Annotated in this window: 14 protein-coding genes; 1 reads left to right on the forward strand and 13 read right to left on the reverse strand. The window is 73.4% G+C overall.

Annotation, left to right across the window (positions count from 1 at the left end; genetic code table 11):
- Nucleotides 1-72 precede the first annotated feature (72 nt).
- The 11 genes from lgt to hisI all read right to left on the reverse strand — a co-directional run bounded on the left by lgt (nucleotide 73) and on the right by hisI (nucleotide 9,698).
- The gene (gene lgt, locus ACZ4VW_RS05390; RefSeq protein WP_467958656.1) at nucleotides 73-1,101 is read right to left on the reverse strand and encodes a prolipoprotein diacylglyceryl transferase; all 1,029 of its coding nucleotides are present in this window, start codon (nucleotides 1,099-1,101) and stop codon (nucleotides 73-75) included.
- A gap of 73 nt (nucleotides 1,102-1,174) precedes the next feature.
- Entirely contained in the window at nucleotides 1,175-1,996 is an 822-nt protein-coding gene (locus ACZ4VW_RS05395) for a DsbA family protein (protein ID WP_467958658.1), read from the reverse strand.
- A gap of 64 nt (nucleotides 1,997-2,060) precedes the next feature.
- Entirely contained in the window at nucleotides 2,061-2,876 is an 816-nt protein-coding gene (gene trpA, locus ACZ4VW_RS05400) for a tryptophan synthase subunit alpha (protein WP_467958660.1), read from the reverse strand.
- Nucleotides 2,873-4,174, reverse strand: coding sequence for a tryptophan synthase subunit beta (trpB, locus tag ACZ4VW_RS05405; protein ID WP_467958662.1), 1,302 nt, complete (start codon nucleotides 4,172-4,174; stop codon nucleotides 2,873-2,875). Before trpB ends, trpA begins: the two co-directional genes overlap by 4 nt.
- 406 nt (nucleotides 4,175-4,580) lie before the next feature.
- Nucleotides 4,581-4,784, reverse strand: a complete 204-nt coding sequence (trpM, locus tag ACZ4VW_RS05410) for a tryptophan biosynthesis modulator TrpM (protein WP_467959569.1) — start codon at nucleotides 4,782-4,784, stop codon at nucleotides 4,581-4,583.
- Between the two features lie 87 nt (nucleotides 4,785-4,871).
- Nucleotides 4,872-5,681, reverse strand: coding sequence for an indole-3-glycerol phosphate synthase TrpC (trpC, locus tag ACZ4VW_RS05415; protein ID WP_467958664.1), 810 nt, complete (start codon nucleotides 5,679-5,681; stop codon nucleotides 4,872-4,874).
- 142 nt (nucleotides 5,682-5,823) lie between these two features.
- Nucleotides 5,824-6,204, reverse strand: a complete 381-nt coding sequence (locus ACZ4VW_RS05420; RefSeq protein WP_467959571.1) for a DUF2752 domain-containing protein — start codon at nucleotides 6,202-6,204, stop codon at nucleotides 5,824-5,826.
- Between the two features lie 584 nt (nucleotides 6,205-6,788).
- The gene (locus ACZ4VW_RS05425; protein ID WP_467958666.1) at nucleotides 6,789-7,037 is read right to left on the reverse strand and encodes an HGxxPAAW family protein; all 249 of its coding nucleotides are present in this window, start codon (nucleotides 7,035-7,037) and stop codon (nucleotides 6,789-6,791) included.
- A gap of 134 nt (nucleotides 7,038-7,171) precedes the next feature.
- A complete protein-coding gene (locus tag ACZ4VW_RS05430; protein ID WP_467958667.1) occupies nucleotides 7,172-7,831 on the reverse strand; it encodes a TIGR02234 family membrane protein in 660 nt (219 codons plus the stop codon).
- A gap of 14 nt (nucleotides 7,832-7,845) precedes the next feature.
- Nucleotides 7,846-9,336 carry an anthranilate synthase component I gene (locus tag ACZ4VW_RS05435; RefSeq protein ID WP_467958668.1) on the reverse strand — a complete coding sequence of 497 codons (1,491 nt, stop codon included), beginning with the start codon at nucleotides 9,334-9,336 and terminating at the stop codon, nucleotides 7,846-7,848.
- 11 nt (nucleotides 9,337-9,347) lie between these two features.
- Nucleotides 9,348-9,698 carry a phosphoribosyl-AMP cyclohydrolase gene (gene hisI, locus ACZ4VW_RS05440; protein ID WP_467958670.1) on the reverse strand — a complete coding sequence of 117 codons (351 nt, stop codon included), beginning with the start codon at nucleotides 9,696-9,698 and terminating at the stop codon, nucleotides 9,348-9,350.
- Between the two features lie 84 nt (nucleotides 9,699-9,782).
- On the opposite strand from hisI, the gene ACZ4VW_RS05445 reads away from it, so the two are divergent.
- On the forward strand, nucleotides 9,783-10,418 hold the full coding sequence (locus ACZ4VW_RS05445; RefSeq protein WP_467958672.1) for a TIGR03085 family metal-binding protein: 636 nt from the start codon (nucleotides 9,783-9,785) through the stop codon (nucleotides 10,416-10,418).
- 32 nt (nucleotides 10,419-10,450) lie between these two features.
- On the opposite strand, the gene ACZ4VW_RS05450 is transcribed toward ACZ4VW_RS05445, so the two are convergent.
- Both ACZ4VW_RS05450 and ACZ4VW_RS05455 read right to left on the reverse strand, forming a co-directional pair.
- Complete coding sequence (locus tag ACZ4VW_RS05450) at nucleotides 10,451-11,713, reverse strand: MFS transporter (protein ID WP_467958674.1); 1,263 nt, start codon at nucleotides 11,711-11,713, stop codon at nucleotides 10,451-10,453.
- Nucleotides 11,710-12,297 (reverse strand): ArsR/SmtB family transcription factor, encoded by a 588-nt coding sequence (locus ACZ4VW_RS05455; protein ID WP_467958676.1) that lies wholly within the window; start codon nucleotides 12,295-12,297, stop codon nucleotides 11,710-11,712. The genes ACZ4VW_RS05450 and ACZ4VW_RS05455 overlap by 4 nt, the downstream gene beginning before the upstream one ends.
- Nucleotides 12,298-12,364: the final 67 nt, after the last annotated feature.

A 12,364-nucleotide genomic window follows, 5' to 3' on the forward strand; every position in this document is an offset into this window, starting at 1 on the left:
CGTACGCGGACGGGGCCGCCCCGGACCTCACGGTCCGGGGCGGCCCCGTCGATGCCCTGCCCGGCGGTTCGGTCAGCTCTTGCCGGCCGTGCCCGCGCCGTTGCCCGCCGGCTCGTCGGTCTGCTCGCTCGCCGGCTTCTCGACCCCGGCGGCGTCGGCCTCGGACGTCGTGTCAGCGGACGTCGTGTCCTCGGCAGTCGTGTCCTCGGCAGTCGTGTCCTGCGAGGTCGTGTCCTCGGCGTCCGTCCCGTCCTCGTCGTCGGCGGCGGAACCGGTGACCGGCTTGTCCCGGTCCGGCTCCACGACCTCTTCCCGGCCCGGCCGGACCCGCGACGAGATCACGATGTAGACGACGGCCAGGACGAAGACGACGATCGCCGTCCAGACGTTCAGCCGCAGGCCGAGCACGTGGTGCGCCTCGTCGACCCGCATGTACTCGATCCACGCCCGGCCCGCGCAGTACGCGGCGACGTACAGCGCGAACACCCGCCCGTGGCCCAGCTTGAAGCGGCGGTCCGCCCAGACGACGAGGAGCGCGACGCCGATGCACCACAGCGACTCGTACAGGAAGGTCGGGTGGTAGATGCCTTCCTCGCGGTTCGCTCCCGCGGAGATCTTCAGGCCCCAGGGCAGATCGGTCGGCTTGCCGTACAGCTCCTGGTTGAACCAGTTGCCCCAGCGGCCGATGGCCTGGGCCAGGGCGATGCCGGGCGCGATGGCGTCCGCGTACGCCGGCAGCGGGATGCCCCGTCGGCGGCAGCCGATCCAGGCGCCCACCGCGCCGAGCGCGATGGCGCCCCAGATGCCGAGGCCGCCCTCCCAGATCTTGAAGGCGTCGACCCAGTTCTCACCCTCGCTGAAATACAGCTGGTAGTCGGTGATCACGTGGTAGAGCCGGCCGCCGACGAGGCCGAAGGGCACCGCCCAGACGGCGATGTCGGCCACGGTGCCGGCTTTGCCGCCCCGGGCGATCCAGCGCTTGTTGCCGTACCAGACGGCGACGAAGACACCGATGATGATGCAGAAGGCATAGCCGCGCAGCGGAACCGGTCCGAGGTTCAGGACGCCGGTCGACGGGCTGGGAATGTAGGCAAGGTCCATGGCAGGACCGACGCTACCCTGCCGGGCGGGTGCCAGGGCAGCCCACCCGACAACGTCTGCGTAACTACCGCTCTCAGCCGCCCGCGGCCGGGGAGGCGGTCCCCGCCTTCTTGCCCTTGTTCGCCTCGGCGACCCACTTCTTCAGGTTCTCCGGGGAGATCTGTTCGTCGCCCTTGGTGGGGAAGATCGATTCTCCGTTGAGGAGCACGGAGGGCGTGCCCCGAAAGTCGCCCTTCCGGAAGGCGTCGGTGGACTTCGCGACCCAGCTGTCGTGCGTGCCGTCCTCGACGCAGCTGCGGAAGGCGGGCGTGTCCAGCCCCGGTACCTTCCCCGCCAGCTCCAGCAGCTTGTCGTTCTTCGCGAAGGCGTCGTCCGTCTCCGGGGGCTGGTTCATGTAGAGCACGTCGTGGTACGGCGTGAACTTTCCGGCGTCCTGGGCGCACGCGGCGGCGTTCGCCGCGCTCAGGGAGCCGTTGCCGCCCATGTTTCCGTCGATGATGGTGACGAGGTGGTACTCGGCCTTGAGGGCGCCGGCCGCCTCCAGCTCGTGGATGGTGTCCCGGAACGCGTTCTCGAAGGAGGCGCACGCCGGGCAGCGGAAGTCCTCCCAGATGGTGAGCGTCGAGGGGGCGTCCGGCTTGCCCGTGGGGACGGCCGGCTTGTCGTCCCCGACGGCGCCGCTCGGCGCGACGACGGGGCCCGCCTTGTCGGAGCCGCTGTCCTTGCCCGCGTTGGCGGCGATCACACCGACCACGGCGGCCAGGCCGAGGACGCCGACCACCGCCGCCGACACGATCAGGACGCGTCGCTGCTTGTCCCGGGCCTTCTCTCGCTCGCGCTGCTGCTGGAGGCGCTCCCGCGCGCTCCGATTACCGTCACTGTTCTTCTGGCTCACGCCCTCAGCAACGAACCGGGGAGGCGCGTCCGCGCCTCCCCGGTCACAGATCCACCCGTACGGGTTACGAAACGCGGCGGACTCCCCGGGCGAGTTCGCCCGCCAGTTCCCTTACGGCGGCGAGTCCGGCGGCCTCGTCGTCGGCGTCGAGCATCCGCTTGACGAAGGCGGAGCCGACGATGACGCCGTCCGCGAAGCTCGCGACCTCCTTGGCCTGCTCGGCGTTGGAGACGCCGAGGCCGACGCAGACCGGGAGGTCGGCGGTGGCCCGGGTACGGCGGACGAGGTCGGCGGCCTGCTCGCCGACCGACTCGCGGGTGCCGGTGACGCCCATCAGGGAGGCGGCGTAGACGAAGCCGGAGCCGGCGGCCGTGATGGTGGCCAGCCGCTCGTCCTTGCTGCTCGGCGCGACGACGAAGACGGTCGCGAGACCGTGCTTGTCGGCGTGCTCGCGCCAGGTCGCGGACTCCTGGACCGGCAGGTCGGGCAGGATGCAGCCCGCGCCGCCGGCCGCCGCCAGCTCCTCCGTGAACCGCTCGATGCCGTAGCGGTCGATCGGGTTCCAGTACGTCATGACCAGCACCGGCTTTCCGGTGGCGGCGTGCGCCTCGCGGACCGTGCGCATGACGTCGGCGATCCGGACGCCGCCGCGCAGGGCGATGTCGTCGGCGGTCTGGATGACGGGACCGTCGAGGACCGGGTCGCTGTGCGGCAGGCCGACCTCGACGATGTCGGCGCCGCCGTCGAAGACGGCCTTGATCGCCGCGATGCCCCCGTCCACGGTCGGGAAACCGGCCGGGAGGTAGGCGATGAGGGCGGCCCGGTTCTCGGCCTTGGCCTTGGCCAGCGTGTCGCTGAGGAGTGTGATGTTCCCGCTCACTTGGTGTCCCTCTGAATCTCGGCGGCGCCGTTCTCCGCGGAGGCGTCGGCCTCGACCGGGGCGGTCTCGGCGTCGGTCCCGTACAGCCCGAAGTACCGGGCGGCCGTGTCCATGTCCTTGTCGCCGCGCCCGGAGAGGTTGACGACGAGCAGGCCCTCGGGGCCCAGCTCCTTGCCGACCTCCAGCGCGCCCGCGAGGGCGTGCGCGGACTCGATGGCCGGGATGATGCCCTCGGTACGGGAGAGCAGTCGCAGCGCCTGCATGGCCGCGTCGTCGGTGACCGCGCGGTACTCGCCGCGTCCGGTGTCCTTGAGGTAGGCGTGCTCCGGGCCGATGCCCGGGTAGTCCAGACCGGCCGAGATGGAGTACGGCTCGGTGATCTGGCCCTCGTCGTCCTGGAGGACGTACGACCGCGAGCCGTGCAGGATGCCGGGCTCGCCGGCGGTCAGGGTGGCGGCGTGCTCGCCGGTCTCGACGCCGTGGCCGGCCGGCTCGCAGCCGATCAGGCGGACGCCGGCGTCCGGGATGAAGGCGTGGAACAGGCCGATGGCGTTGGATCCGCCGCCGACGCAGGCGATCGCCGCGTCGGGGAGGCGGCCCGCGCGCTCCAGGATCTGGCGGCGGGCCTCGACGCCGATGACGCGGTGGAAGTCGCGGACCATGGCGGGGAAGGGGTGCGGTCCGGCGACCGTGCCGAAGAGGTAGTGGGTGCGGTCGACGTTGGCGACCCAGTCACGGAACGCCTCGTTGATGGCGTCCTTCAGGGTGCGGCTGCCGGACTTCACCGGGATCACCTCGGCGCCGAGCATGCGCATCCGGGCGACGTTCAGCGCCTGGCGCTGGGTGTCGATCTCGCCCATGTAGATGGTGCACTCGAGCCCGAAGAGGGCGCAGGCGGTGGCGGTGGCGACGCCGTGCTGTCCGGCTCCGGTCTCGGCGATGACGCGGGTCTTGCCCATGCGCTTGGTGAGCAGCGCCTGGCCGAGCACGTTGTTGATCTTGTGCGAGCCGGTGTGGTTGAGGTCCTCGCGCTTGAGGAAGACCCGAGCGCCGCCCGCGTGTTCGGCGAACCGGGGGACCTCGGTGAGGGCGCTCGGACGGCCGGTGTAGTGGACCATGAGGTCGTTGAGCTCGCGCGCGAACTCGGGGTCGGCCTTGGCCTTGTCGTACTCGACGGCGACCTCGTCGACGGCGGCGACGAGGGCCTCCGGGATGAACTTGCCGCCGTAGGCGCCGAAGTAGCCCTCGGCGCTGGGGATCTGACCCTCGGGGTCCGGAATGAAGAACTCGCTGGACATGCGGTTGCTCCTCGCGGGGCGGGACGCCCCGGGTGACGTGCGGTTGTGTGGTCACGGTAGGCGCGCGAGCCCTCCACGTACGGCAACGCCGTGGCGTTCCGGTCACGTGCGGCGACGACGCCGTGACCGTTCCGACCGTGGGACAACCGTCCCGCATGGGGTCCCCTCAGGGCGAAGCCCCGAGGGGAGGGACGGCTGGACACACGGGACGGGCCTTGCCTGGCCCAGACCCCCGGCGCGTGCGGTGCCCACGAGGGCGGCCGGTCACAGGGCGGCGGCAGGGCACGAGGACGGAACGCGCCCCGCCGGGGCGCCGTTCCGTCGTGCCCACCCGTTCCGCCCTTCAGGGCTTCGCCCTCGGGGGTGGACCCCCCTGCGGAACGAATGCCCACAACGGGGGCGGCCGTCAGGCGACGGCGGTCGTCGTGAAGGTGCGCGCGGAGCGCGCGCGCCATCGCATGCCGTTGACCTGGCCCGGCTCGCTGCCGATCACGTACCGCACACGGCGGCCGTGGACCCGCCGCGCCGGCGCCCGGCAGCCGCGCGGGCGGCAGCCCCGGGCCAGCGGGGCGTGCGCGGGCGCGGCGGCGGTACGGAGCCGGGTGCGCATCGCACGGGTCACCGCGGCCGCGCCGAACCAACCCGGGGCGGCGAGGCCCCGGGTGCGCGGCGTGACGCGGTACGCGGTCATGGCGGGTCAGCCCCGCCCGTGGCGCAGGGCCGGGTGGGCGCCGGCGGCGACGAGGTCGGCGACGGCGGCCTTCGGGTCGCGGCCGGTCACGAGGGACTCGCCGACCAGGACCGCGTCGGCGCCCGCGTTGGCGTACGCGATGAGGTCGTGCGGCCCGCGGACGCCGGACTCGGCGACCTTGACGATGCCGGCCGGGATCTCCGGGGCGACCCGCTCGAACGTGGAGCGGTCGACCTTGAGCGTCTTGAGGTTGCGGGCGTTGACACCGATGATCCGGGCGCCGGCGTCGACCGCGCGCTCGACCTCGTCCTCGTCGTGGACCTCGACCAGCGGCGTGAGGCCGATGGACTCGGCGCGCTCGATGAGGGAGACCAGGGCCTCCTGCTCCAGGGCGGCGACGATCAGGAGCGCCAGGTCGGCTCCGTACGCCCGCGCCTCCCAGAGCTGGTACGCCGTGACGATGAAGTCCTTGCGCAGGACCGGGATGTCGACCCGGGCCCGGACGGCCTCCAGGTCGGCGAGCGAACCGCCGAAGCGGCGCTCCTCGGTCAGCACGGAGATGACGGCGGCGCCGCCCGCCTCGTAGTCGGCGGCGAGGCCGGCCGGGTCGGCGATGGCGGCGAGTGCGCCCTTGGACGGGCTGGAGCGCTTGACCTCGCAGATCACCGTGACGCCGTCCGCGCGGAGTGCGGCGACGCCGTCCTTGGCCTGCGGCGCCTTGGCGGCGCGCTCCTTGAGCTCGTCGAGGGAGACCCGCGCCTGCCGCTCTGCGAGGTCGGCGCGCACGCCTTCGATGATCTCGTCGAGCACACTCACGCGAGAGGCCCCCTTCCGGGACGGTGATGGTGACGGTGGTGAAGTTGAATCAGGTTCAGCCATGTCGATGGTATCCGCAGGAGGGCGCCGGACTCGCATCCGGCTGAGGTGCGTCCCACCTGCTGGGACTTCGCGGAAGCGGTCACGGGGCGAGCGCGGAGCCGAACGGCAGGTTCCTCACCAGGGTGAACAGGGCCAGGACGGCGCCGATGCCCCACCACCAGACGGGGGCGATCGCGACCCTCATGGGGACTCCGCGAACGGCACGAATCAGCCAGACGACCATGACGACGGCGAAGAGGGCGTAGCCGACGACGGCGAGGGCGTTGGCACCGAACGCGGTGCCGAGCTCACCGTGGGCGACGGCGTGGGCGCTGCGCAGGCCGCCGCAGCCGGGGCAGTAGATGCCGGTGAAGCGCAGGAGCGGGCAGACCGGGTAGTGCCCGGGTTCGTTGGGGTCGACGGCCCCGACGTAGGCGAAGCCGGCGACGACCACGGCGAGGCTCCCGATCGGCGCCGCCAGCCGTCGCGCGAGCGACCGGCTCGGGGGCGAGGCCGGCGGGCCGGGAAGGTACGGCCCGCCACCTTGCGCCGATGTCGGCGGGTGACCGGGGGCCACGGACCCGGGAACGTACGGCTCGCCACCTTGCGCCGGCGTCGGCGGGTGACCGGGGGCCACGGACCCGGGAGCGTACGGCCCGCCACCTTGCGCCGGCGTCGGCGGGTGACCGGGGGCCACGGACCCGGGAACGTACGGCCCGCCACCTTGCGCCGGCGTCGGCGGGTGACCGGGGGCCACGGACCCGGGAGCGTACGGCCCGCCTGTCGGCGCGGGCATCGGTGGAGGGCCGGCAGCCGCAGGTCCGGCGGAGGGGACGGGCGGGCCGCCCGCCTGTGAGGGGGCCCCTGCCGCCGGACTCGCGGCGGCCGGGCGGCCTGCAGAGGCCGGGGGGCCCGGGGGCACGGCTGGGGCCGGTACGGCTGAATCGTCGGTCACGGCGGCGGCCGTCGGCTTCGCGTCCACCCGGTGATTCTCGCCCCTGACGCGGAAAGGCGCAGCCCGGCACCGCCGGGCTGCGCCTTTCCGCGTGAAGTGCGCCGTGCGCGTCAGGCGCGCAGCTTCGCGGACGCCGCCTCGCGGGCGGCGATCACGGCCTCCGAGTCCTTCGGCATACCGAGGCCCGCGACCTTCATCGCGAGGCCGACGACACCGCCGAGGAGGACGACCGCGATTCCGGCCCAGAAGCCGGCCGTGTTGGCCGCCACCATGAAGACTCCGGCGATGCAGAAGCCGATGAAGGAGATGATGACACCGGTCCAGGCGGCCGGGGTGTGTCCGTGGGCGCTGCCCGCCATGAGTTGCTCCTCGTTGCTGTTGCTCGGTGGTGGCTCGGGGTGAGGTCTCGCGTACGAGGACTCTCGAACCACATTGTCCCGCACACCGGGGTCCGGGGATGAATCGGGGGTGGCACGACGATCACGCGTCGCGCTCAGTTCTCGTGCGTCGGGTCCTCGCCGCGGTCCAGGGCCTTCCACAGGTCCTCGGGCCGGTCGGAGGCGGCCGCGGCCGCGGTGCGCGGGGCGCGGGGCGCGCCGGACCGCTCGTAGCGTCCGCCCATCGCCGGCCAGCTCTTGCCGTACCGCAGGGCGAGGAGGCCCGCGGCGAGGAGGAGAAGCGCCCCGGCCGCCGTGACGTACGGCCAGGCGGTGTGGGTCAGGGCCGCGACCGAGGCGGCCGTGTCGCCGGTGACGCGCGCGGCCTCCGCGTCCAGGGCGTCCGTGTCGGACGCGCCGAGGAACGCGGCGAGCGCCGCGCCCGCGCCGCTGAGCGCGAGCAGGCCGGAGACGAGGGTGCGCCCGGCGCGGCGGACGGCGAAGACGGCGACGAGCGCGGCGAGGCCGACGATGGCGAGGGCCGTCGGCACGCCGGTGACCGTGCCGCCGTCGGCTTCCACCGGCACGGTGCCGCCGCCCACGGACGCCGTGCCCTCGGCCCAGATCTGGCCGGCGGAGAGCAGGACGACGGTGGCACCGAGGGTGCCGAGCAGGAGGGCCGCGGCCAGGCTGCGGCGGCCGCCGGACGAGGCGGCCGAGCCACCCGCGCGGGCGGCTCGGGGCTGGGGTACGGGAACAGCACTCACGTACCCCACTATCCCTCACGTCCTCATGCGCCGTTCATCCGGTTGGCGGTGTGGACGGCGCGGAGCACCGCGGCGGCCTTGTTGCGGCACTCGTTGTCCTCGGCGAGCGGGTCCGAGTCGGCGACGACACCGGCGCCGGCCTGGACGTACGCGGTGCCGTCACGGAGCAGGGCGGTACGGATGGCGATCGCGGTGTCGGAGTCGCCGGCGAAGTCGAGGTAGCCGACGCACCCGCCGTACAGTCCGCGCCGGGAGGGTTCCAGTTCCTCGATGATCTGCATGGCGCGCGGCTTCGGCGCGCCGGAGAGCGTGCCGGCCGGGAAGCAGGCGGTGAGGACGTCGAACGCGGTCTTCCCCTCGGCGACACGCCCGGTCACCGTCGAGACGATGTGCATGACGTGGGAGTACCGCTCGATCGACATGAAGTCGACGACCTCGACGGAGCCCGGCGCGCAGACCCGGCCGAGGTCGTTGCGCCCGAGGTCGACGAGCATCAGGTGCTCGGCCCGCTCCTTGGGGTCGGCGAGCAGTTCCTCGGCGAGGTCGTGGTCCTCCTGCGGGGTGGCGCCGCGGTGCCGGGTGCCGGCGATGGGGTGGAGCATCGCGTGCCCGTCCTCCACCTTGACCAGCGCCTCGGGGGACGAGCCGACGACGTCGAAGCCGTTCTCGAAGCGGAAGAGGTACATGTACGGCGACGGGTTGGTGGCCCGCAGCACGCGGTAGACGTCGAGGGCGGAGGCGTGGCAGGGGGTCTCGAAGCGCTGCGAGGGGACGACCTGGAATGCCTCGCCGGCCCGGATCCGCTCCTTGATGTCCTCGACGGCGTCCTGGTAGGCGGGCCCGCCCCACAGGGCGGAGAACTCCGGCAGCTCGGAGGCGGGCAGCGCGGCGGGAGCGGTCGCGACCGGGCGGGCCAGGTCGGCCTGCATCGCGTCGAGGCGGGCGACGGCGCCGGCGTACGCCTCGTCGACTCCGGTCTCCAGGTCGTTGTGGTTGATCGCGTTGGCGATCAGCAGGACCGTGCCGTCCCAGTGGTCCAGGACGGCCAGGTCGCTGGTGAGCAGCATGGTCAGCTCGGGCAGCTCCAGGTCGTCCCGGGTGGAGTCACCGATGCGCTCCAGGCGGCGGACGATGTCGTACCCGAGGTAGCCGACCATGCCGCCGGTGAACGGGGGCATGCCCGAGGCGAGGTCGCGGGGGGTGTGGAGGGCCTCGACGGTGGCGCGCAGGGCCTGGAGGGGGTCGCCGTCGGTGGGGACGCCGACGGGCGGGGTGCCGAGCCAGTGCGCCTGTCCGTCGCGGACGGTGAGGGTGGCGTCGCTGCGGACGCCGATGAAGGAGTAGCGCGACCAGGAACGGCCGTTCTCCGCGGACTCGAGGAGGAAGGTGCCGGGGCGTTCGGCGGCGAGCTTGCGGTAGAGCCCGACCGGGGTGTCGCCGTCCGCGAGGAGGCGGCGGCTGACGGGGATCACGCGGCGGTCGGCCGCCAGCTTGCGGAAGGTCTCGAGGTCCATGGCGGCTGACCTTACTGGGAGAGCGGGAGCACGTCGGCGTCGAAACAGGTGCGGGCGCCGGTGTGGCAGGCGGCCCCGACCTGGTCGACCTTGACGAGGACGGTGTCGGCGTCGCAGTCGAGGGCGACGGCCTTGACGTGCTGGACGTGACCCGAGGTGTCGCCCTTCACCCAGTACTCCTGGCGGCTGCGGGACCAGTAGGTGCAGCGGCCGGTGGTGAGGGTGCGATGGAGGGCCTCGTCGTCCATCCAGCCGAGCATGAGCACCTCGCCGGTGTCGTACTGCTGGGCGATGGCCGGGACGAGTCCGTCCGGGCTGCGCTTGAGGCGGGCGGCGATGGCCGGGTCGAGATTGCTGCTCATGCGGCCATTGTGCCGTGACCGGCGGGTGCGTCCGGCGTGGCGTCCACTGGGCGGACCGGCGGCCCCGGTCGTACGCTGGCGGGCATGTCGACCCATGCCAAGCGTGAACGTCTACTGCTCGCCGATCTGTTGGAGGCGGCCGGGCCCGATGCCGCGACGCTCTGCGAGGGCTGGCGGACCCGGGACCTCGCGGCCCATGTGGTGGTGCGCGAGCGCCGTCCGGACGCGGCCGCCGGGACGCTCGTACCGGCGCTGAAGGCGCGCCTGGACCGGGTGCAGGCCGAGTTCGCCGGGAAGCCGTACGAGGAGCTGATCCAGCTCATCCGAACGGGACCGCCGCGGATGTCGCCGTTCACCATCAAGCAGGTGGACGAGGGGGCGAACATCGTCGAGTTCTACGTCCACGCGGAGGACGTCCGGCGCGCCCAGCCGGACTGGTCGGCGCGCGAGCTGGACCCGGTCTTCTCGGACGCCCTGTGGTCCCGTCTGGAGAAGGGCGCCCGGCTGCTGGGGCGGAGGGCCCCGGTGGGTCTGGTGCTGCGCCGCCCGAACGGGCAGACGGCGGTGGCGCACCGCGGCACGCCGGTGGTGACGGTCTCCGGTGAGCCGGGTGAGCTGACGATGTTCGTGTTCGGCCGCCAGGACGTGGCGAAGGTGGAGCTGGACGGGGAGCAGGAGGCGATCGAGCGGCTGCGCGAGGTGAAGCAGCTGGGCATCTAGGGACTGACCGAAGAGACGGGCCCCGGGGCGGCTCACGTTCCCGTGAGGGCCGTGCCGGGCAGTTCCGCGCGTCGCAGGGAGCGGACGGAGAGTGCGTACACGCCGCCGGTCGCGCAGATCGCGGCGCCGGCGACGAAGACCGGGCCGAGCCCCCACAGGCCCACCGCCGCGCCGGTGAGGGGAAAGGTGAGGGGTGCGACGCCCAGGCTGAAGAAGCTGGACACCGCCGTCACCCGGCCGAGGTAGGCGGGGTCGCACTCGGTCTGGGTGAGCGCGCCGCACAGGGAGCCGCTGAGGCCGGCGAGCAGGCCGACGGAGAGCGACACGGCGACGGCGACGGGGAGCAGGGGTGCGTACGCGAGGGCGGCGATCGAGCCGGCGCCGAGGGTGATGGTCCACCCCATGACGGCCCCGGCGCGCGGTATCCGGCCCCTGACGGTGAGGAGCAGCGAGGACGCTCCGGCGCCGGTCCCGAAGCCGGCGAGGATCCAGCCGATGCCGGCGGCGCCCCAGCCGCGGCCGTCGGCGAGGAGCGCGAGGCCGACGTTGAGGGGGCCGACGAACCCGAGGTCGCTGAGCGCGACGACGATCACCAGGGGGCCGAGGACACGGTGGCGGCGGATGTAGCGCAGTCCGTCGGCGAGGTCGCGCAGGGCGGTGCCGTCGCGGGACGGCCGGCCGCCGGGCAGGGGGGCGATCCGGAGCGCCAGGAGCAGGGGCAGCGAGAAGGCGAAGAGGAGTCCGGCCGCCCCGAAGGCCGCCGCCGGTCCGCCGAGGGCGACGGCGAGGCCGCCGAGCGGGGCGCCGAGCACGAGGCCGGCGCGGTAGGCGAGGCCGCGCATGCCCTGGACGCGGGCGAGCTGGTCGCGTGGGGCGATACGGGGCGGCAGGGCGCCGACGGCGGGCAGGAAGAGGGCGTCGACGGTGCCGAAGACGAGGGCGACGGCGGCGAGCACCCAGAGGGCCGGGCTGGTCACGAGCAGGAGGGAGGCCACGCCGAGGACGGCGAGGCAGCGGGCGGTGTCGGAGACGAGGACGACTCGGCGGGGCCCGAAGCGGTCGGCGATCACTCCCCCGCCGAGCATGAGCAGGGCGCGCGGCACGGCGCTGACGGCCAGGACGAGCCCGGCCTCGGCGGGGGTGCCGCCGCGGACGGCGGTCCAGGAGAGGGCCAGGTGGTAGACGCTGTCGCCGAGGGTGGAGGCGGTGTAGGCGCCGAGCCAGCGCAGGACGTTGCCGTCGCGGTGGGCGGGGTGGGGGGTGTGGGCGGCGGGGCGTGTCGCGGTCGCCGTCATGCGCGGTAGGGGAAGCCGTGGAGGTGGACGGCGACGTTCTCGCGGCCCTCGGTGTCGCCGGCCCGCTCGGCGGCGCGGGCCCGGTCGTCGTACTTCTTCACCACGGCGTCCAGCTCCTTGCCGAGCGCGGCCAGTTCGGCGGCGGTGAGGCGGGGCAGCCACTCGGAGCTGTGGGAGGCGGAGCGCCACGCGTCGGACCAGGTCGCTTTCTCGTCGAGGAAGCGCCGGTGCAGTTCGGCGCGCTGCTCGGCGACGGTGCGGCCGAAGGCGGTGCTCGCCGCCACCATCTCGGGGGCGTCGCGCACGTCCTCCTCGTGGATGCTGAACCCGTCCGAGCTGGGCTGCCACCAGCGCTCGCGGCCGTCCGCCGACCGCGAGACGGCCTCCTCGATCAGGCCGTGCTCGGCGAGCTTGCGCAGGTGGTAGCTGACCAGCGAGACGGCCTCGTCGACCTGGTCGGCCAGCTGGGAGGCGGTGGCGGTGCGGGCGACGAAGAGGGCGCGGTAGAGGCGCATGCGCAGCGGGTGCGAGACGGCCTTGAGGGTGCCGAGGTCGGTGATCCTGCGGTTGTCCGGTGTGGGCATGACACGACCCTAGACACACAGGAAAACTTGCGCAACTAATATTGCGCAAATAATCCTGTGTATCTGG

It is taken from the genome of Streptomyces sp. NPDC029139 (assembly GCF_055564335.1).